At 68.6% G+C, this 20,748-nt stretch carries 21 protein-coding genes; 17 read left to right on the top strand and 4 right to left on the bottom strand.

The window, feature by feature from the left end; genetic code table 11:
- The first annotated feature begins 59 nt into the window (after window positions 1–59).
- The 17 genes from PLE19_17285 (at window position 60) to lpxB (ending at window position 15,189) form a co-directional block, all read left to right on the top strand.
- Entirely contained in the window at window positions 60–710 is a 651-nt protein-coding gene (locus tag PLE19_17285) for a DUF1559 domain-containing protein (protein HPD16710.1), read from the top strand.
- Window positions 711–890: 180 nt separating this feature from the next.
- Window positions 891–1,559, top strand: coding sequence for a hypothetical protein (locus PLE19_17280; protein HPD16709.1), 669 nt, complete (start codon window positions 891–893; stop codon window positions 1,557–1,559).
- Between the two features lie 196 nt (window positions 1,560–1,755).
- Window positions 1,756–2,697, top strand: a complete 942-nt coding sequence (locus PLE19_17275; GenBank protein HPD16708.1) for a ribose-phosphate pyrophosphokinase — start codon at window positions 1,756–1,758, stop codon at window positions 2,695–2,697.
- A gap of 20 nt (window positions 2,698–2,717) precedes the next feature.
- Window positions 2,718–3,368 carry a 50S ribosomal protein L25 gene (locus PLE19_17270; protein HPD16707.1) on the top strand — a complete coding sequence of 217 codons (651 nt, stop codon included), beginning with the start codon at window positions 2,718–2,720 and terminating at the stop codon, window positions 3,366–3,368.
- A gap of 9 nt (window positions 3,369–3,377) precedes the next feature.
- Complete coding sequence (gene pth, locus PLE19_17265) at window positions 3,378–3,929, top strand: aminoacyl-tRNA hydrolase (GenBank protein ID HPD16706.1); 552 nt, start codon at window positions 3,378–3,380, stop codon at window positions 3,927–3,929.
- Window positions 3,930–3,948: 19 nt separating this feature from the next.
- Window positions 3,949–4,446, top strand: coding sequence for a 30S ribosomal protein S6 (gene rpsF / locus PLE19_17260; GenBank protein ID HPD16705.1), 498 nt, complete (start codon window positions 3,949–3,951; stop codon window positions 4,444–4,446).
- Window positions 4,447–4,458: 12 nt separating this feature from the next.
- On the top strand, window positions 4,459–4,911 hold the full coding sequence (locus PLE19_17255) for a single-stranded DNA-binding protein (GenBank protein HPD16704.1): 453 nt from the start codon (window positions 4,459–4,461) through the stop codon (window positions 4,909–4,911).
- An 18-nt stretch (window positions 4,912–4,929) separates the two neighbouring features.
- Window positions 4,930–5,163 (top strand): 30S ribosomal protein S18, encoded by a 234-nt coding sequence (rpsR, locus tag PLE19_17250; GenBank protein ID HPD16703.1) that lies wholly within the window; start codon window positions 4,930–4,932, stop codon window positions 5,161–5,163.
- Between the two features lie 33 nt (window positions 5,164–5,196).
- Window positions 5,197–5,640, top strand: coding sequence for a 50S ribosomal protein L9 (rplI, locus tag PLE19_17245; protein HPD16702.1), 444 nt, complete (start codon window positions 5,197–5,199; stop codon window positions 5,638–5,640).
- 6 nt (window positions 5,641–5,646) lie between these two features.
- Window positions 5,647–7,017 (top strand): replicative DNA helicase, encoded by a 1,371-nt coding sequence (dnaB, locus tag PLE19_17240; GenBank protein HPD16701.1) that lies wholly within the window; start codon window positions 5,647–5,649, stop codon window positions 7,015–7,017.
- A 64-nt stretch (window positions 7,018–7,081) separates the two neighbouring features.
- Complete coding sequence (gene bamA, locus PLE19_17235; protein HPD16700.1) at window positions 7,082–9,469, top strand: outer membrane protein assembly factor BamA; 2,388 nt, start codon at window positions 7,082–7,084, stop codon at window positions 9,467–9,469.
- A gap of 26 nt (window positions 9,470–9,495) precedes the next feature.
- Complete coding sequence (locus tag PLE19_17230; GenBank protein ID HPD16699.1) at window positions 9,496–10,263, top strand: OmpH family outer membrane protein; 768 nt, start codon at window positions 9,496–9,498, stop codon at window positions 10,261–10,263.
- Between the two features lie 28 nt (window positions 10,264–10,291).
- Window positions 10,292–11,368: a UDP-3-O-(3-hydroxymyristoyl)glucosamine N-acyltransferase gene (gene lpxD, locus PLE19_17225; GenBank protein ID HPD16698.1), complete on the top strand. Its 1,077-nt coding sequence runs from the start codon at window positions 10,292–10,294 to the stop codon at window positions 11,366–11,368.
- Entirely contained in the window at window positions 11,331–12,188 is an 858-nt protein-coding gene (gene lpxC, locus PLE19_17220) for a UDP-3-O-acyl-N-acetylglucosamine deacetylase (GenBank protein HPD16697.1), read from the top strand. Before lpxD ends, lpxC begins: the two co-directional genes overlap by 38 nt.
- A 7-nt stretch (window positions 12,189–12,195) precedes the next feature.
- Window positions 12,196–13,008: an acyl-ACP--UDP-N-acetylglucosamine O-acyltransferase gene (gene lpxA / locus PLE19_17215; protein ID HPD16696.1), complete on the top strand. Its 813-nt coding sequence runs from the start codon at window positions 12,196–12,198 to the stop codon at window positions 13,006–13,008.
- A gap of 31 nt (window positions 13,009–13,039) precedes the next feature.
- Window positions 13,040–14,047 (top strand): Gfo/Idh/MocA family oxidoreductase, encoded by a 1,008-nt coding sequence (locus PLE19_17210; protein HPD16695.1) that lies wholly within the window; start codon window positions 13,040–13,042, stop codon window positions 14,045–14,047.
- Entirely contained in the window at window positions 14,044–15,189 is a 1,146-nt protein-coding gene (gene lpxB, locus PLE19_17205) for a lipid-A-disaccharide synthase (protein ID HPD16694.1), read from the top strand. Before PLE19_17210 ends, lpxB begins: the two co-directional genes overlap by 4 nt.
- 1,027 nt (window positions 15,190–16,216) lie before the next feature.
- Here lpxB and PLE19_17200 read toward each other — a convergent pair.
- The 4 genes from PLE19_17200 to PLE19_17185 are packed head-to-tail and all read right to left on the bottom strand — an operon-like array spanning window position 16,217 to window position 20,716.
- Window positions 16,217–17,494 (bottom strand): nucleoside transporter C-terminal domain-containing protein, encoded by a 1,278-nt coding sequence (locus tag PLE19_17200; protein HPD16693.1) that lies wholly within the window; start codon window positions 17,492–17,494, stop codon window positions 16,217–16,219.
- Window positions 17,491–18,678, bottom strand: a complete 1,188-nt coding sequence (locus PLE19_17195) for a DUF362 domain-containing protein (protein HPD16692.1) — start codon at window positions 18,676–18,678, stop codon at window positions 17,491–17,493. Before PLE19_17195 ends, PLE19_17200 begins: the two co-directional genes overlap by 4 nt.
- A gap of 13 nt (window positions 18,679–18,691) precedes the next feature.
- On the bottom strand, window positions 18,692–19,375 hold the full coding sequence (locus tag PLE19_17190; protein ID HPD16691.1) for a lysophospholipid acyltransferase family protein: 684 nt from the start codon (window positions 19,373–19,375) through the stop codon (window positions 18,692–18,694).
- A 51-nt stretch (window positions 19,376–19,426) separates the two neighbouring features.
- Window positions 19,427–20,716 (bottom strand): pitrilysin family protein, encoded by a 1,290-nt coding sequence (locus PLE19_17185; protein ID HPD16690.1) that lies wholly within the window; start codon window positions 20,714–20,716, stop codon window positions 19,427–19,429.
- Between the last annotated feature and the right edge of the window lie 32 nt (window positions 20,717–20,748).

The following is a 20,748-nucleotide window of genomic DNA, read 5'->3' as shown; positions in this document are numbered from 1 at the left end:
AAAATACATCATACCACGTGGGCTCTCGGCGTCTTCCATTTTGGCGAAAGTCGAGTTCAGTGGTCGTCTTGATCGTGGTATTGGGCGCCGCGCTCCTCATCGGGACATGTCCAGCGGCCCTGGCACCGGCGCGCGAGGACGCCAGGCGCATCCGGTGCAGGAATAACCTCAACGAACTCGCGAAGGGCATGGCGACCTACTCCGAGGGCCGTTACTACTTCCCTTGGCCCACGGGCCTCGCGGGTTGCGGGACCAGCCAGAGTCCCGACTTCGGCGGGGCCGAGTGGTTGGCGACTCTCTACTGGATCAGGATCATACCGGACCCCGGCGTATACATCTGCCCCTCGACAACCGACAACAATGAGAATGGTAAGCGCCTGGGCTCTTACGGTTGCCCCGGGGGCACGCCGCTTCCGGCGGACGCTGTGAGCTACGCAGGGATGCACGACGGAAGCATGGGCATCCATATGGCCTCAAAGATGGGCAAGGGGGCGAGCTATGCCACGTCGAAGCTGCCCATCCCCGAGTACTTCCCGCACGCCGTGCCGATGGGCTCCGACGACACAGAGGAGCCGATCAACCACGGCACGAAGGACAGCGGCGGGATGAGCGTGCTGTTCTTCGACTCCCACGTCGAGTGGTGGACCCACGAGAGGGTTGACCTGGAGCGCGGCGTGGGGATGGGGGAGCTGGTCCACTTGAGGAATTGAGGCGCCACTATCCTGTCATTCCGAGCCTGTCGAGGAACCTTTCAGGGGAGTCAGCTCACGTGATGGGAGCCACCGTGTTGCCAATGCCCATCCCCTTGAAAGGTGCTTCGACAAGCTCAGCATGATAGGTTGGCGGCGCGATGCCGCCCCAAGTGACCGCTGTGCAACAGGGGGACTGCGATGGGCAAGAGGGGCACGGTGACGCTGACGGAAGTGCTCGTCATCACATTGGTCGTGGGCATTGCGCTTGCGGCTGTGCTGCACGTCGTGACGTTGCGGCGGGAGGAATCGAGGCGGATCACGTGCCGCAACCACCTGAACTGCAATGCCAAGGCCATGGCCACGTATCTGAACTCGTACGGTGACGACAAGTGGTATCCCTGGCCGATGGGCCGTGGGCTGAGGCCCGACGGCTTCACGGGCGCAGAATGGTTCGCCACCAACTACTGGCTGGGCATCCACCCCAGCCCAGCCTGCTACCTCTGTCCCTCCTCAGGGGATACGAACCACGATGGCCGCGACCTGGGCACCGACCGCGCCGTGCCCGGCCTGTTCGGCTCGCAGACCGTGAGCTACGCCGCGATGGGCAACAGGAGCGTGGGCATCTATCTGGCTTCGAGAGTGGGCAAGGGGGCGAGCTATGCCACGTCGAAGCTGCCCATCCACGACGACTTCCCGCCGAACGAGGTGATGGCCTCCGACGACACGGAGGGCACGCCCAACCACGGCGGCCAGGGCATGGCCGTGCTCTTCTTCGACAGTCATGTGGAATACTGGACGCGCGACCGGATTGATCCCGAACTCAGCGTCGGGGTGTCGGGCACGGAGCCGGTCCACTTGAGGAACTGAGAGGTGCGGGCGGTTGCGCCGGCGCATCTGCCGATGCCTTGTGGAGGCGGCGTCTCTTCTCACCGACATATGGGGAGCACGAGGGTTGCAAGCCTGCGTTTTTCCTTGACTTGATGGGGGGATTTCGTATAATTAGGGACTTGGAGTTTTCCCGCAAGGGCGGGTCCCTGTACCGTTTCAGGCCACGTGCGGCACCATGCACAACCGACGAATGCTCGTCTTCAGCGGCAACGCGCACCCGGCGTTGGCGAGGGCCATCTGCGATTACCTCGACCTGCCGTTGGGCAACGCCTCCGTCAAGGAGTTCCCCGACGGGGAGCTGGACGTCAAGATCCACGATGACGTCCGCGGGGCCGACACGTTCGTCGTCCAGCCCACCTGCCACCCGGTGAACAAGAGCCTGATGGAGCTGTTGCTCCTGATGGACTGCCTGAAGCGCGCGTCGGCGGATCGCATCACGGCGGTGCTGCCCTACTACGGCTACGCCCGCAAGGACCGCAAGGACGAGGGGCGGGTGCCGATCACGGCGAAGCTCGTGGCCAACCTGCTCACCACGGCGGGCGCGGACCGCTGTCTCGCCCTCGACCTGCATGCGTCGCAGATTCAGGGCTTCTTCGATATTCCGGTGGACCACCTGAGCGCGTCGGCCGTGTTGGCGCGCTCGTTCCTGGACCCGAAGCTGCCCGACCTGGTGGTGGTGAGCCCCGACGTGGGCTCGGTGAAGCTGGCGCTGCCCTTCGCCGAGCGGCTGGGGGCCGACCTGGCCGTGGTCGAGAAGCGCCGCATCAGCCCCGACCAGACGGAGCCCGGCTTCCTCATCGGCACGGTGGAGAACAAGAACGTGCTGATGATAGACGACATCATCGCCACGGGCGGCTCGGTGTGCGCCGCAGCCAAGCTCCTCCGCCAGCACGGCGCCAAGTCGGTGCAGGTGGCTGCCACCCACCCCGTGCTGTGCGGCCCGGCCATCGCGCGCCTGGCCGCCGCCCCCATTGACCGCCTCGTCGTCACCGACACCATCCCGCTCCAGGAGGCCGCCAAGTGCCTGCCGGTGACCGTGGTGTCGGTGGCGGGCCTGCTGGGCGAGGCCATCAAGCGCATCCACTACAACGAATCCGTCAGTTCGCTGTTCCACTAGCCGGAGCCTGGGAGTTCTGCATGCAAACGACGACCCTGCACGCCTCGAAGCGAGATAACCTCGGAACGCGCGCCGTGCGGCGCCTGCGCCGCGAGGGGCAGGTGCCCCTCGTGCTCTACGGCCGTCGCCGCGACACGGTGCATCTGAGCGCCCCCCTCAAGGAAATCGAGCACCTGCTCCATACGGGCATGCGCATGGTCAACCTGGAGGTCGGTGGCGTCGCGGAAACGGCGCTGCTCAAGGAAATCCAGTACGACGCGATGGGCGACCATCTCCTGCACGTGGACCTCGCCCGCATCGACATGAACGAGAAGGTGACCGTGCGGGTGCCGGTGACCCTGCACGGCCTCGCCAAGGGCGTGGTGGCGGGCGGCACCCTGGAGCACGTGGTGCAGGACATCGAAGTGAACTGCCTCCCGGGCGACATCCCCGAGCGGATCCGTGTGGAAGTGGCGAACCTGGACATCGGCCAGATCCTCGCCGTGCGCGACATCACGCCGCCCGCGGGCGTGGAGTTTGTCCTCGACCCCGAGACTCCGATCGCCATCGTGCACGCGCCGGCCGCCGAGAAGGAGGCCGCCCCGGCAGAGGCCGCCGAGCAACCCGCGGAGCCCGAGGTGATCGGCCGCCACGCCGCCGAGGAGGGCGAGGGCGAGGAAAGCGAGGAGTAGCGCCAGCCGATGAAGATCGCCGTCGGCATCGGGAACCCGGGCAAACGCTACGAACACACGCGGCACAACCTGGGCTTTCGAGTCATTGGCCTGGTGGCCGCCGAGCACGGGATCAGCCTGAGCCGCCGGCGCTTCGATGCCCTCGTGGGCGAGGGCACGTTTGGAACGCGGCAGGCCCTGCTGGTCCAGCCGCAGACCTATGTGAACCTGACGGGGAGCTGTGTGGCCCCCCTGCTTCGGTGGTACCACTGCCCGATCGAGGACCTCCTGGTCGTCTGCGACGACCTCAACCTGGACCTCGGCAAGCTGCGGCTGCGGCGCCAGGGCTCGGCCGGGGGCCACAAGGGCCTCCAGTCGATCATCGAATGCCTGGGCACCGACGAGTTCGCCCGGCTGCGCATCGGCATCGGGCGTGGAACCGACAATGTGGCCCACGTGCTCGGCCGCCTCGAGCCCGCCGAAGAGCCCGTGATGGCCGAGGCCGTGGCGGCAGGCGCTCGCATCGTAGACACGTGGCTCCGTGAGGGCCTCGACGCGGCACTGACCGAACTGAACCGATGACCATTAGGAGGTCGCCCTTTTGAGACTTTACGAAGGCATGTTCCTGATTGACGACGCGCGCTGGAACGACAACCCCCAGGCCGCCGCCCGCGAGGCCCGGAACATCCTGGAGAAGAACCACGCGGAGGTCTTCGTCGCCGAGAAGTGGGACGAGCGGCGGCTGTGCTACCCGATCGCCGGCCGCAACCGCGCCGTGTATTTCCTCGCCCGCTTCTCCGCCAGCGCCGAGGGCCTCGTGGGCATCGAACGCGATTGCCGCCTCAACGACACGATCCTCCGCGTCCTCATCCTGCGCGACGAGCAGAGCGAGAAGCTCCACAAGGCCGGCCTGCTGGCCCTGCGCCCCGGCGAGCCCGGCGAGCCGATCCAGTCCCTCGGCAAGCCGCCCGCGCCCGAGCGGCCCGCCGCAGACGCCCCCGACAGGCCCGGCGGCCCGCGCGCCGACGCGTCGCCGGACGAGGCCGATTCCGACTCTCACGACGGGCGCCGCCGAGGCCGCGACACCGACGCCGACTAGCGAGGGCCGCTCATGCCGAACTTCAACAAAGTCATCCTGATGGGCAACCTCACGCGCGACCCCGAGCTGCGCTACACGCCCGGCGGACAGGCGGTGGCCGACCTCCGGCTCGCCATCAACCGCCGCACGCGCACCCCCGAGGGCGAGCGCCGCGACAGCACGACCTTCGTAGACGTCACCGCCTGGGGCCGCCAGGCCGAGGTGATCAACGAGTACGTGACCAAGGGCCAGCCGATCTTCATCGAGGGCCGCCTCTCGCTCGACGAGTGGACCAGCCAGGACGGGCAGCGGCGCTCCAAGCTCCGCGTCATCCTCGAGAACTTCCAGTTCGTCAGCCCGCGCGGCGGCGCACGGGGGCCCGCGGGAGCGCCGCCCGACGATGCCCCGCCGAGCCGCGGCCCGTCTCCTCAGGCCCCCGGGCCTTCCGCCGACGAGGCGGAGCCCTTCGACGACGTGCCCTTCTAGCCAGGAGCCCAACACCCTATGGCCAAACGCAAGTTCCGCCGTCCACGCGAAAAGTCCCGCTGCCGCTTCTGTCGAGAGGGGATCACCCAGCTCGATTACAAGGACGTGGGCGTCCTGCAGAAGCTGGTCACGAGTCAGGGCAAGCTCTTCTCCCGCAAGCGCTCGGGCAACTGCGCCAAGTGCCAGCACATGGCCCGGGTCGCCATCAAGCGGGCGCGGTTCCTCGCCCTGATGCCCTACGTTGCGCGCTGAGACCGCCCCCCGTCAGAGCTCCGGAGCCAACCGATGCAGATTCTGCTGCGCAAGGACCACGAATCCCTCGGCAAGGCAGGCGAAGTCGTCAACGTGAGCACGGGCTTCGCCCGCAATTACCTGTTCCCGCGCAAGATCGCCACCCCCGTCACTGCCGACAACCTCCAGCGCCTCGAGGCCGAGAAGCGCCGCGCCCAGCGCGAGGCCGAGAAGCGGCACCAGGCCATCGTCGAGGCAGGCAAGCGGCTCGAGGCGATCTCGTGCACCATCGCCGCGCAGGCCACCGAGACGGGCACGCTCTTCGGCTCGGTCGGCGCCGCCCAGATCGCCGCCGCCCTGCGCCAGGAAGGCTTCGAGGTGCCCGAAGACGCCGTGCGCCTCGAACACCCGATCAAGGAAACCGGCGTCTACGCCATCGAAATCCAGCTCGCCCCGGATGTGGTCGCCGCGACCCGCATCTGGGTGGTGGCAGACTGAACGGCCATGGCCGAGCCCGTCGCCCCAACGAAGGACCGCCTCCCTCCGCAGAACCCGGACGCCGAAATCGCAGTCCTGGGCTCTCTGCTGATTGACAACCAGACCATTCCCGAGGTGGCGCAGATCCTGGAGCGCGGCGACTTCTACTCGCGCGACCACCAGGCGATCTACGACGCGATCGTGGAGCTCTTCGACCAGGGCAAGCCGGTGGACCTCGTGCTGCTCACCGAGGCCCTGCGCCACCGGGACGCGCTGGACCGTGTGGGGGGGGCGCCCTACCTCGTCTCGCTGCTCGAGAAGGTGCCCTCGGCCGCCAACGCCGAGTACTACGCGGGCATCGTGCGGCAGGCCTCGCTGCGCCGCAGACTCATCCACGCCTGCACCGAGATTGCGCGCGACTCCTACGACGGCACGGTGCCTACCGACGCCCTGCTCGACAGGGCCCAGGCCGAAGTCTTCGCCGTCACCCAGGGCGACCGCTCCAACGAGCCGGCCGCCGTGCGCGACGTCCTCCAGGCCATCTTCGACGACATCGAGAACATCCGCGAGAACCGCATCACGGGCCTGCGCACGTTCTTCAACGACCTGGACGACCTGACCTGCGGCCTCCAGCGTTCCGACCTCATCATCGTGGCCGGGCGCCCCTCGATGGGCAAGACCACCTTCGCCCTCAACATCGCCATGCGCGTGGCCCTGGGCGGCTGGCCGCGGCCCAACAAGGCCGAGGCCAAGCCCGTGCTGATCTTCTCGCTCGAAATGTCCAAGCCCGTCATCGCACGCAACATCTTGTGCGGCTATGCGCGCGTGGACGCCCACCGGCTCCGGCGCGGCCTGCTCCCCCGCGAGGAAATCAACGCCCTCACCATGAAGGCCGGGGACCTCTACGAGGCCCCGATCTACATAGACGACACCCCTGGCCTCTCGCTGCGCGACCTGCGCACCCGCGCCCGCCGCCTGATGCTCACCGAGCCCCGCCTGTCGCTCATCGTGGTGGACTACCTTCAGCTCATGGAAGAGCGCCAGGCCGAGAACCGCCAGCAGGAGATCAGCATCATCTCGCGCGGCATGAAGGCCCTGGCCCGCGAACTCAACGTGCCGGTCATCGCGCTCTCGCAGCTCAGCCGCGCCACCGAGGCGCGCGAGGGACACGTCCCCCGAATGTCGGACCTGCGCGAGAGCGGCTCGCTGGAGCAGGACGCCGATCTCGTGATCCTCCTCTATCGCGAGGAGCCGTACAACCCGGGCAGCCGCCCGGGCGAGGCGGACCTCATCGTCGCCAAGCAGCGCAATGGCCCCACGGGGACGGTCACGGTGACCTTCCTCAAGAACTACTTGCGTTTCGAAGACCGGTCGCAGCAGGACCAGCCTCGCTTCTGAGACTCGGGAGTCTGGCGCGCCCTGGGCGAGCAACGGGCGGCTCCCCACTTCGTAAGGCGGCCGAATGAACGACCAGCTTCGATGCCTATCCCGTCGCGGGACTCTGCTGGCGCTCGCGCTCCTGGGGCTGGCGGCCCGGCCCGCGGCCGCCGAGCAGGTGCTCGTGCGCGAGATCGTCGTCCGGGGCTACACGGGCGACGCCGCGACGATCACGGACATCATGCGGACCAAGGTCGGCATGCCCCTGGACCACAACCGCCTGAACGATGATCTCATGGCCCTCTTCCGGGCCGGCCACATGGCCACCTACCAGCTCGTCACCGTGCCCGGCGGCGTGCGCATCCTCGTTGACATCAGCGAGGGCCCCCGCGTCCGCAGAATCGAGATCCGGGGCGCCGGACGCGACTGGGGGGCCAAGATGAAGGACGAGATCGTCACCCGCCCGAACGACCCGGTCTCCGCCGCCGTCCTCCAACAGCCCGAGGACCAGCGCTACCGCGGCGACAAAGAGCGCATCCGCGCCTACTGCCAGCAGCAGGGCTACAGGGCCGTCACCGTCGTGTCCGAGACGACGCCCGTCCCCAACACCAACCAGATTGACCTCCTCTTCAAGGTCAACCTGGGCCCGAAGTACCAGGTCTGGTGGCTGCGGTTCCAGGGCAACCGCTCGATCCGCACCCGCGAGCTGCGCGCCCAGATGCAGACCAAGCGCGACACCTTCTTCACCAGCCGCCGCTACTGCGACAAGGTGTTCGAGGAAGACATCGTGCGGCTGGAGGACTACTGCCGCTACAAGGGCTTCCCGAACGCCAAGGTCACGTACCGGCGGCGGTTCCTCGGGCCGCAGGGCAACCGGGTCGAGATCACGATCCTCGTGGACGAGGGGCAGCAGTTCCCCGTGGGCACCGTGGAGATCAAGGGCGCCACGCGGTTCGGCCAGGACACGCTGCTGGCGGCCATCCCGCTGAAACCGGCGGAGATCTACTCGGACCAGAAGCTGCTCGACTCGCGCGCGATCATCGAGCGCCTGTACCACGAGAACGGCTGCCCCGACATCGCCGTCTCCTACACGCGGCAGCTCAATGCGGCCGGCGACGCTTTCGACGTGGTCATCACCCTCGACGAGGGCGAGGTCGTGCGCATCAACACCATCCGCACGCGCGGCCACCCGCGCACCCGCCGCGACGTGATCCTGCGCGAGATGGAGCTGGAACCCGGCATGCTCTACAGCATCGAGGGCCTCGAACGGAGCCAGCGCGGCGTCGAGCGCCTCCAGTTCTTCGACACCGTGACGATGAAGCTCGTGCCCGCCGACCCGCCCGCCCCGGGCGAGCGCGACATTCTGGTGGAGGTCACAGAGGGGCGCACCGGCGTCTTCCGCTTCGGCATCGGCGCCTCGTCCACCAACGGCATCGTGGGCACCATCGAGATCGTCCAGCGCAACTTCGACTGGCGCGACAGCCCGAAGAGCTGGAGCGATCTGTGGAGCGGCAACGCCTACGTCGGAGCCGGCCAGACCCTCCGCGTGTCGCTCATGCCGGGCACCGTCTACAGCAACTACGCCCTCGCCTACGACAACCCGTACTGGCGCCGCGGCGGCCCCAACGCCCGCGACTCGGAGGGCCTGGCAGGGCCCCAGAGCTTCGGCTGGAGCGTCTACCACAGGACCCGCGACCAAGGCACGTGGGACGAGTCGCGCACCGGCCTGCGCGTCTACCGCGGCCTCCGCAAGTACAAGGGCGACCCGGATACCGACGTCACCTTCCACGCCCGCCTCGAGGCCGTCAACGTCTCGATCCACGACGAAGATGACGACTTCGACCCTGATGAAGAGGCACCAGACGATGCGAAGGACGAGAAGGGCACCCACCCTGTGTTCGGCGCGGGTGTCACCGTTCGCCGCGACCGCACGGACCGCCCGACCTTCCCCACCAAAGGCTATGAGTGGGAGATCGGCAGCGAACTCGTTGTGCCCCACGGCGTCACCCTGGGCGGCGGCGGCACCAAGTTCTGGACCCTGGGCACTCACCCCAAGGGCTACGAACGGGTGATCTCCTTGCGCGGCCGGATGGACTATGAGATCGGCTCGTTCCCCATCTATGAGCGCCTGTACGCAGGCGGCCAGAACCTGCGCGGCTTCGCCTATCGGGGGGCCTCGCCCCACGACAACGACGAGCCGATTGGCGGCAAGTACCGGGCCCTGGTCAGCGCCGAATACCGTTACCCCATCGCCCCGCCGAACTTCTACGGCGTCTTCTTCACCGATGCAGGCACCGTCACCAAGGACTTCACGCTCTTTGGCGACCCGCGCCTGGCCGTCGGCTTCGGCTTCCGGATCCTTGTCCCGGCGCTGTCGAACGTGCCGATCAGCGTGGACTTCTCTGCACCGCTCATCAAGCAGAGCGACGACGACACCGAGTTCCTCTACTTCTCCCTGAGCGTCGGCCGCTGAGCCAGGGAACCCGATCTGGAGGTCACATGCGCTGTTTCACCCACACACTGGCTATCCTGGCCCTCGCCATCGGCCTCGGCCCGGCCGCCGAGCCCGACGACCACCCGCTGCGCAAGGAGCTCGAGCAGCTCAAGCAGCAGCTTGCCGCGCTGGCGGCGGCCGGCCACGGCCGCGCCCTGCGCATCGGCGCCGTGGACATCGTGCGCGTCTTCGACGAACTCGAGGAGAAGGTGGACATGAACGCCGAGCTGCGCCAGGTGGAGGAGAAGCGCACCACGCGCCTCCGCGAGTTGGGCGACCGGGTCCGCGAGCTCGAGGAGAAGGGCAAGCTCCTGCGGCCCGAGAGCGAGGAAGCCAAGGCCAACGATAAGCTCCTCGAGGAGACCTCGCGCGAATTCCGCAGCTACCGCGACGCCACCGAAGACCACCTCTACAACAAGCTCTACGACTTCACGCTCGGCATCTACAAGAAGATCCGCGACGAGGTCCAAGCCTATGCGCGCGAGGCGGGCTACGACATCGTCCTCAGAACCCGCGACACGGATGTGGGCGACCTGGATCAGACCCTGCGTCCGCGCACGCGCTACATGGAACTCAACCGCCGGATTGACGGCCAGAACGTGCTGTTCAGCAACCCGGGGCTGGACTTCACCGATGCCATCATCAAGCGCCTGAACAGCCGGTATCAGAGTGCGAAGGCCGAGCGGGAGCGGCTGCATCCCTCGAAGCCGCCCGCGAAGCCTGAGGCCGGGGCCAAGGAAGGCGGGGACAAGCCCAAGGACCCCGGCAAGTAGCCGCCTGCACGCACAGGAGACTCTCGCAGTGGCCGCCACGCTAGCCGCCCTCGCTGCCCTCACGAAGAGCACCCTCAGGGGAGACCCTGAGACAGAGATCCACGGCGTTGCGGGCCTCCACAACGCGCGGCCCGGGGAGATCGCGCTCGTGGCCGACGCTCGCCACGCGCGCCTCGCCGCACGGACGGCCGCCTCGGCGCTGGTGGTAGGCGCCGCATTCGACGCCGCCGCCACCCCCCTGCCCCTGCTGATCGCCGCGCAGCCTGCCCAAGCCTTCGAGCAGATCGCCGACCACTTCTCCCCCGCCCCCGAGCCGGCGGAGCCGGGGATTCACCCCACGGCCATCGTGGCGCCGGACGCCGAAATCGGCGCCGGCGTGGCTATCCAGGCGCACTGCGTCGTCGAGGCGGGGGCCCGCATTGGCGCCGGCACGGTCCTGCGGCCTCTGGTGTTCGTTGGCCGCAGGGCGCGCATCGGTGCCCACTGCGTGCTGCACCCCCACGTGGCCGTGTGCGATCGCTGCATCGTGGGCGATCGCGTGATTCTGCACAGCGGAGTCGTCATCGGCGCGGACGGGTACGGGTATGAGACGCGGGACGGCATCCACCGCAAGATCCCCCAGCGTGGCATCGCCGAGATCGGCAACGACGTGGAGATCGGCGCCAACTCCACCGTGGACCGCGCCCGCTACGGCCGCACCGTGGTCGGCGCGGGAACCAAAGTTGACAATCTCGTGATGGTGGCGCACAATGTAGTGGTGGGCGAGCACTGCCTGCTCGTGGGGCAGTGCGGCATCGCGGGCAGCGCTGTGCTCGGGGACCACGTGACGGTGGCCGCCCAGGCCGGTCTGGCCGGCCACATCGAGTTGGGCAGCGGGGCCGTCGTGGGGGCCCGTGCCGGCGTGATGCGCGACGTGCCTCCGGGCCGCGTGGTGCTCGGGTCGCCCGCCCAGGATGTCGAGAAGGAGCGCCTGTGCCTCGTGCTGCATCAGAAGCTCCCAGAGTTCGTGCAGCGTATCCGCCAACTCTCAGCCGCCGTGGAGCAGCTCACGGAGAAGGTCGCACACCTTGAAGCCACTGCAAAGGACGATTCAGAAGCCCGTTGAGTTCACGGGCGTCGGCGTGAACGTCGGCCGCGAGGTCACCTTACGCCTCGTGCCCGGCACGCCGGGCGGCGGCGTGGTCTTCATCCGCACCGACTTGCCGGGCTCGCCCCGCATCGCCGCGGACCCGCAACACGTCGTGCCCAAGCTGCGCCGTACGGTGCTCCGCCAGGGCGAGGCCGAGGTGCAGATGACCGAGCACGTGTTGGCCGCCGTCAGCGGCCTGGACATAGATAACCTCATCATCGAGCTCAAGGGGCCGGAACTCCCCGCCTGCGACGGGAGCGCCCGCACGTTCGCCAAACTCCTCAACGAAGCGGGCATCGTGGAGCAGGAGCAGCCACGCACCTGCCTCACGGTGCGCGAGCCGGTCACGGTCGCCGACGAGGGCAGCACGCTCACGGCGCTCCCGAGCACCGGGGGCATCACCATCTCCTACACGCTCGAATACCCTCACATGTCCTTGCCCTCTCAGCATTTCGAGATCCGGCTGAGCCCTGCCACCTTCCTCAGCGAACTGGCGCCCGCGCGCACGTTCGTCTTCCAGCGTGAGGCGCCGGCGCTGCTCGCCAGCGGCCTCGGCCGTGGGGCGTCCCTGGAAAACACCCTGGTCCTGCGCGACGACGGCACCCCCGTCTATGGCCAGCTCCGCTTCCCCGACGAGTTCGCGCGCCACAAGGTGGTGGACCTGCTCGGAGATCTGCGCCTCCTGGGGAGCGGCCTGAGCCTGCGCCTGGTGGCCGAGCGCACGGGGCACGCCCAGAACTTCCAGCTGATCGCCAAGCTCCGCGAGAGCCTTGTCGAACTCCCCCCTCACCCCTGAGGCCCGCATGCCCCCACAGATCCACCCTACCGCGCTCGTGCACCCGAAGGCCGAACTCGCCGACGACGTCGTCGTGGGCCCCTGCGTGACCGTGGACGAGAACGTGCGCATCGGGCCCGGCGTGGTGCTGAAGACGGGCACCATCATCACGGGCCACACGACCCTGGGCGCCCGCAACATCATCGGCCCGTACGCCGTTATCGGCACCTGGCCCCAGGACCTCGGCCACCGCGGCGAGCCGACCCGCGTGGAGATCGGCGACGACAACACGCTGCGCGAATACGTCACCATCAATGCCGCATCCACCAAGCAGGACTGGGTTACGCGCGTAGGCTCGAGGAACTTCCTGATGGCCTACTGCCATATCGCCCACGACTGCGAGGTCGGCAACGACATCGTCATGGCCAACTACGTGGGCCTGAGCGGGCACTGCAAGATCGAAGACAAGGCGTGGTTCGGCGGCATGGTGGGCCTGCACCAGTTCGTCACGGTGGGCACGCACTCGTTCATCGGTGGCGGCTCGCGCATCGTGCACGACTGCCCGCCGTACATGATCACGGAGGGCAGCCCCGCCAAGGTCCGTGGCGTCAACACCATCGGCCTCAAGCGGCGCGGCTTTGCCACGCCGGCCATCGAGGCGCTCAAGGAGGCCCAGCGCCTCATCTACCGCTCGCACCTCACCGCGGCCCAGGCCGTGGACCAGCTCCTCGCCGCCACCGAGCCGCTCACCCCCGAGGTCCGTTACCTCATCGAGTTCCTGCGCAAGATGCACGCGGGGCGTCAGGGCCGGGCGCGCGAGGCGCTGCGCCAGAAAGCCTGATGCCCACACCGCCGCCACACGGGGATCGCCCATGAGCCAACCCGTTCGTGTTGCCGTCGTCGGCGCCGGCCATCTGGGGCGCCATCACGCTCGCCTCTACGCGGGCCTGCCGCAGGCGGAACTCGTGGGCATTGCCGACGTGGCCTTGGACCGCGCCCAGCGTCTCGCTGCCACCTACGGTGTGGCCGCCGTGGCCGACTACCACGATCTCATCGAGCAGGTGGATGCCGCCAGCATCGCCGTGCCCACAGCGGGCCACTTCGCCGTGGCGCGCGACTTCATTGACCGCGGCCGCGCCGTCCTCATCGAGAAGCCCTTCACCCGCACGCTGCCCGAGGCCGACGAACTGCTCAGCCTCGCCGAGCGCCGCGGCGCCACCATCCAGGTCGGCCACGTCGAGCGCTTCAACCCCGCCCTCATCGCCGCCAAGGGCTACCTCCAGGACCCCCTCTACGTCGAATGCGACCGCATCAGCCCCTTCACCTTCCGCTCGATGGACATCGGAGTCGTGCTCGACCTGATGATCCACGACCTCGACATTCTGCTCGAGCTCATCCCCTCCGCCATCACGGCCATCGAGGCCGTCGGCGTGCCGGCCCTCTCGCGCCACGAGGACATCGCCAACGCCCGCCTCACCTTCGCGAGCGGCTGCGTAGCCAACCTCACGGCCAGCCGGGTGGCCACCCGCGCCGTGCGCAAGCTCCGCATCATCCAGCGCGATTCCTATCTCTCCATCAACTACGGCGAGCGCAGGGCGCTGCTCTTCCGCAAGCGGCCCGACGCCCCAGACCCTGCAACGATTGACCCGGCCACCATCCCCGACGCCAAGGCCTTCGTTTACGAGAAGCTCATCGCCGTCGAGGAGATCCCGCTGAGCATCCACGATGCCCTCGAGCAGGAGCTCATCGCCTTCCTCCACTGCGTCGCCACCGGCGCCCGGCCCGCGTGCTCGGGGGCTGACGCACGCCGGGCGCTCGAACTCGCCTGGCGCATCCTCGACAGCATCCGGGCCAACCGCGAGCGCCACACTCCCCCATGAGCCACTCGCTCTTCATCCTCGCAGGCGAAGCCTCGGGCGACTACCACGGCGCCCGCCTCGCCCTTGCCCTCCGCCAGCGCCAGCCCGACATCGCCCTCGCCGGCATGGGCGGCCACTGGATGCGCGAGGCCGGCGTCGAGGTCATCCACGACGTCACCGCCCTCGCCGCCGTCGGCATCACCGAGGTGCTCGGCATCCTTCGCCGCATCAACCGCGTCTTCCACGCGATGATCGCCGAACTCGAACGTCGCCACCCCGACGCCGTCGTGCTCATTGACTACCCCGCGTTCAACCTCCGCTTCGCCCGCTGGGCGCACGAGCGCGGCGTCCGCGTCGTCTACTACATCTGCCCCCAGGTCTGGGCCTGGCACCAGAGCCGCGTGACGAAGATCCGCCGCTACACCGACAAGCGGCTCGTCATCCTCCCCTTCGAGCCCGCCTTCTACGCCCGCCACGGCGTCGAGGCCACCTTCGTCGGCCACCCTCTGCTCGACAGCCTGGCCACGTACCGCCAGGACCGCCGCTTCGCCGCCGACTTGGGCCTGCCCGCCGACACATTCATCCTCGGCCTTCTGCCCGGCAGCCGCAAGAGCGAGGTCCACCGCCTCTTGCCCGCCATGCTCGGAGCCGCCGATCGCATCGCCCGGGAACTCGGCAACGTGACGGTCGCCACTGCCCCGGCCCCTTCGCTCGGTCCAGACGAGTACAGTGCGTGGGCTCGCCGTGCTTCGCTGCCTCTCCACATTCTTCCCGGCAAGGCCCGCGAACTGATGGCCGCCTCCGACCTCCTCCTCATCGCCTCCGGCACCGCCACCCTCGAGGCCGGCATCATCGGCACCCCGATGATCGTCACCTACAAGGTCGCCCCCTTCACCGCCTTCCTCGCCTGGCTCCTCGTGCGGGGCGTGCGCCACATCTCGCTCGCCAACCTCGTCGCCGGCCGCGAGATCGTGCCCGAACTCCTCCAGGGGAAGGCAACGCCCAGGCGAATCGCCCGCAAGGCCATCAAGCTCATCCGCAGCGGCGGGCTCGAGCAAATGGGTCGCGAACTCGTCGCCGAAGTGCGCCCTCGCCTCGGCGAACCCGGCGCCGCCGGCCGCGCGGCGGACGAGGTCCTTGCCCTCCTCCGCCGCGACGGGTGACCGAGATCGCAATCTGGCCCCTCTCGCCCCTCGGCCCAGCTTCGCCACTACAGGTAGCGCTCATCCTCCGGCACACCACAACACGTCCAGACTCTTCCAGAGTCTCCCAGACTTCCCGGTTCCTGGGGGGGGCGCGTGTGACCTTGTGGGATGACTCAGCCCTCGGTCGCGGCCCGCTCAAGGTTCAGGGCCAGGAGTTTCTCGAGGATCGCCTCGTTGCTCATCCCCGCTGCGCAGGTGATGACGGACTCCCCTGGGTCCTTGAGTAGTTGCAGAGTCGCATAGAGGGAGTTCCCCGAGCCGCAGGCGGAAGCGGTTGACGAGGGCGATGGCCGCGTCGCGGGCCGTCCTGAGGGAGGGGCCGCGGAGCGGCTTCGCGTTCGCAATGCGGCCTTCAGGCCGTTTCTTCTCCTCGGCCACTTCAGAAGACGGGCTGAAGCCCGCACTACAAACGGCCGTCTTCCCTGCCTCCTCTGCGGCCTCTGCATGCGGCTTCTTCCCCGTGGTGAGGAAGGAGTCGAGGGTGGCGCGCAGCTCGGCCCACTCGCGGCGAAGCGGCTGCATGACGACCGGCTCGACAAGGGTCACAGTGCCATCGCGGCTGCTGTAGTGGGCGCTGAGCTGCGAGCGCTTCGACGGGTCAAGTCCCTGCTCAAAGAGGGTGCCGAAGCGGGCAGACTCCCCTGCTTGGCCCTTGGCGATCCCCGCCCGATCCTGCGTTGCGGGCCGGCGATTGCAGGGATGCCTAGGAGCCTGTCCGAGAATCCGCGTGAGGCTGCGACGCCGCCGATTCGGGCCGCACGCAAGGAGCGCGGAGGAGGCGATGCAACGGAGCGCATCGCGGACGATGAGCGACACAGCGGGCGGCCAGAAGTCGCGGCGTCCCTTCGGGTTGCGGCGTCAGCGGGCCGGCTGCCGCGTTGCGGCTCCTCAGCGATGCGCTCCGTAGCATCGCCTGCGTCGCCGCGCCTCGCATCCAGCCCGCTGGCGCCGGCAACGCAGCCCACGGGGATTCGTGGACAGGCTCCTAGAGGAGCATTCCCGCGATCGTGGCGGTCATGAAGGTGGCGAGCGTGCCGCCGGCCAGGGCGCGCAGGCTCAGGCGCGACAGGTCCTGCCGCCGCTCGGGCACCAGGGCGCTCACGCCGCCGATCTGGATGGCCAGCGACCCGAAATTGGCGAAGCCGCACAGGGCATAGGTGGCGATGGTGAACGAGCGCTCGGAGAGCTCCGCGTGCATCCCCGCCAGCTTCTGGTAGGCGATCAGTTCGTTGAGGCCGATCTTCACGCCCATGAGCGAGCCGACGGCCCCCGATTCCCCCCACGGCACGCCCATCACGAAGGCCAGGGGCCGGAAGAGCCAGCCGAAGATCTCCTCCAGCCTCGCGGGGAAGCCGCCCCAACCGAGCCAACGCAACGCCGCCTCATGAACACCCGCGAGCAGGAAGTTCACGAGCGCCAGCAGGGCCACGAAGGCGACCAGCATGGTCGCCACGTTCAGCGCCAACTTCAAGCCGTCGGTCGCCCCCACCGCGGCGGCGTCAATGACGTTGTTCGTGGTGCGCTCGTAGGGGATGCGCACGCTGCCCGCCGTGTCGGGCTCTCCCGTCTCGGGAATCATGATCTTGGCGATCACCAGGGCCGCGGGAGCCGACATGACGCTCGCGCACAGCAGGTGCCCGGCGTTGATGCCGAAGCTCACGTAGAGGGCCAGCACGCTGCCCGCGATATTGGCCAGGCCGCACACCATCACCGCCATCAGCTCGCTCTCGGTGAGGCGGGCGAGATAGGGGCGGATGGCCAGCGGGGCCTCGGTCATGCCCACGAACACCTCCGTGGCCGCGACCAGCGACTCCGCGCCGCTCACCCGCATGCAGCGCTTCATCAGCCATGCCATGCCGGCCACCACCTTCTGCATCACGCCGAGGTGGTACAGGATGCTCATCAGCGCCGCGAAGAAGATGATCACCGGCAGCACCTTGAACGCCAGGAGGAAACCGATGGCGTGCGGCTTGCCCGTCACCGCATCGGTCACCTGCACCGGCACGCTCCAGTCGCCGACCACGAACCGCGCCCCGTCGTCGGCGAAACTGATCAGCCGCGCGAACGCATCGTTGGCCCACGCGAAGGCCGCCCGCCCCGCCCGGGTCTTGAGGATCAGGAGCGCGAAGGCCAGTTGCAGGCCCAGCCCCCACGCCACCACGCGGACGGGGAACCGGCGGCGGTCGCACGACAGGAGCCACGCGAGCCCGAGCAGCACGCCCAAACCCGCCACCCCGATCAGCCGCTGGCCGATGTCGCTCATCGTGGGGCTCCCGATTGCCTGGCGTGCTTGCGTCTCTTGCGCTGGTGCCGCATGTAGTCGTAAAGGCGGATGAACCACGCCCGCTTCAGCGCGATGGCGTCGTGCGGGCACAGCTCGTGGCAGCAGAAGCACCGCACGCACTTCGCGGGGTCAATCGCCAGCCCCTCGTGGCGGGCGATGGCGTCGGCGGGGCAGCTTCGCTGGCACATCCCGCACTTCTTGCACAGTTCCTGGACGATTTCCGGCTTCACCGACACGCCGCGCCCGATGAGCTTCATCAGGAAGCCCGGGATCACCTCGAAGGCGAAGTTCGACGGGCGCACGAAGTCGCGCACCGCGGCCTCTTCGATGGGGACACCGACGACCTCGATCTGTTTCAGGTCGCCGACGCCGAGGCCGCGCTCCTCGGCCTGCTCGAAGAGCTTCACCGCGCGAGGCGGATAGCCGATCACGCGGCACGCCACCGCGTCGGCCGCCACGCTGTCCTCGCTGGCGATGAGCAGGCCCAGGGGCCGCACCTTGCCGTGGCTGGGCCCCTCGCCCTCCATGGCCACGATGCCGTCTATCAACGCCAGACGCGGGCGAACCACCGCATAGATGTCCAGAAACGCCGCCCAGAGCTGGCGCGACTTGGGGGCGAGCTGGTGCACGCGAATCTTCCCGCCCCCGGGCAGGCAGCCGAGAAGGTTCTTCACGGCGCCCGAGTAGAGCGTCTGGCAGTGCGTCTTGAGCTTCGCCAGGGAGAACACGGCATCGGCCTCCCGCACCGCGCGGGCCAAGGCAAACTTCTTGAGGACCATCGCCTCGGGACACTCCATCGCCACCGTGCCACCCGCCTCGAAGTCCTTGATCTCGGCCCCTGCCTCGAGCGCGGCGGGGCCGACGCCGCTCTCCGCGAGCACCTTGTCCGTGACATTCCACTGGATGCCGCCCGGGGAGTCCCCCACCCAGGCTTGCGCCCCGGCCTCGCGCACGGCCGCCGCCATCGAGCGGATGAGGGTCGGGTGTGTTGTGACGGCGCGCTCGGGCGGCGCCGCACGCAGCAGGTTGGGCTTGAGCAGCACGCGTTGACCGGGCCTCACGATCGGGCCCAGGCCGCCGATGAGGTCCAGCGCCCGACGCACCGCATCGTCCACACGCTGCGGCTCGTAGTCCGCGCATCGCACGATGGCAACCTTGGCCACGGCACTCCTCCGCTCAATCGGCGAATGCGCTGCGTTCGGGCGGCAGGCCCAGCAGGATCTCGGCTCGGCGGCTCACGTGCGTGATGGCGTCCTCGATCCGCTTGCGCCAGACCTCCAACGTCGCCTGGGTCAGCTTGGGCGGCACCTGGATGCCCGCGCCGTAGCACAGCACGGCGCGCGACCCCGGCTTGGGTATGCGCATGCGGTCCCACGACCGGAACTGCCAGAACCACTCGGACGCGAAGCCCATAGGCACCACCGGGCAGCCGCTCTTCTGCGAGAGGATGGCAATGCCCACCTGGGCGACGCAGCGCGGGCCGCGCGGGCCGTCGGGCGTGAAGCCGAGGCTCAGCCCGCTGCGCATCGCGTGCACCAGGTCAATCAGCCCCCGCACCCCGCCGTGCGTGGTCGAGCCGCGGATGGGTGTATAGCCGAGGTGGCGCACCGCGCGGGCCACCAGCTCGGCATCGCCGTGCTCTCCGGTGAACGTGCACCCGTTGCAGTGGCGATGGTGGTACAGGGTGGGCAGCATCTCATAGTGCCACGAGGCGAAGGCGATGGCGCCGCTCTGCTTCTCGAGGTCCTCCAGGTGTTCGTCGTCATACACCTTGAGGCGCAGCGAGCGGCACACGATCGCCCACACGCGCGTGCCCACGTGCTCCGCCAGGAACCACTCGAGCCGTCGGGACCTCGCCATGACGCCTCGACCTCAGTCAGATGGCCTCGTCGCAGCGCCCGCCGTGCCGCGTCACTGTGCGACTGCCCGCCCGATGCGCCGCCGCTGGAACCAGGACGTTGGCCCCACGACCACCAGGCTTCGCCGCGACGGCTGGAAGACCTGTTGCGCCACGCGTCGGATGTCGTCCGCCGTCACGGCCTTGAGGCGTTCGGCCTCGTCGGTCGGCGTGACGAGCTTCGCGGGGGCGAGGAGCACCTCCCGGGCGCCGAGCCACTCCGCCAGGTCGGCGGGGCTGTCCTCGAGCATCTCCATCCCGCACGCAACCCGCTCCTTGACGCACTGGAGCTGGCTCTCGGCCACCCCCTCGTCGGCCAGGCGGCGGATCTCCTCGAGCGTCGCCTCGACCGTGTCGGCCAGCTTCCGGCGGCTGGTCGTCGTCGCCACGTCCACCCAGCCGCAGTCGGCGAAGAGCGTGGTGCCGGACGAGATGTCGTAGACCAGCCCCTCGCGCTCGCGCAGCCGGGCGAACAGGCGCGAGGTGACGCCGCCGCCCAGGATGTCGCTGATGAGCAGAATGGGGTACACCTGGGGGTCGTGGTACGAGCAGGCCTTGTGGCACAGCTTCACGTGCGTCAGTTGGGTAGGCGCGGAGCGGAAGAGCCAGCGGGCGCTCGACTGCTGGCCGTTGAGCTCGCGGGAGGCGGCCGTCTCGCCCACGCGGAGCCCATCGAACACCGGCCCGAGGGCATCGGCCACGTCGCGCTCGGAGAAGTTGCCGGCCACGCAGAGCACCACGTTCCCCGCGGTCAGGAAGCGGCGATAGTGCGCCTCGATGTCCTCGCGCGTGAACTGAGCCACCCGGTCCTCGGCGCCGAGGCAACTGAACCCGTAGCCCTCGTGCGGCCACATGAGCTCGTTGCACAGCTCGTCTATGCTTGCGTCCTCGCCGGCCAGATCGCGATACTGGCTCATCTCCTCGAGCACTACCCGCCGCTCGACCTCCACGTGGTCGGGCGCGAAACGCGGGTGAAGCAGGAGCTCGGCAAGGAGTTCAAGGGCGTGGCGGAAGTGGCGCGAGTGGCTGCCTGCCACCAGCTCGGTGTACTCGGGCATCGTGGCCCCGTTGAGCTCGAGGCCATAGGCGTCTATCTCGCGCGACACGGCGGCGGGGTCGGGGAACCGCCGGGTCCCCTTGAAGAGCACGTGCTCGACGAAGTGCGACAGGCCATTGTGCTCCGGCGTCTCGAAGCGGGGCCCCATCCGGAGATAGGCGATGGCGATGGCCGAGTGGAAGCTCGGCATCCGCACGTAGATCACCCTCAGGCCGTTGGGCAGGGTTTCGCGGCGGCAGTCGAGCATGGCCTCTCGTCACCTGATGTGCGACGGGTCGC

The sequence above is a fragment of the Planctomycetota bacterium genome, from assembly GCA_035384565.1.
Taxonomy (GTDB): Bacteria; Planctomycetota; PUPC01; order DSUN01; family DSUN01; genus DAOOIT01.
This window is presented reverse-complemented; position numbering and strand designations above follow the sequence as displayed.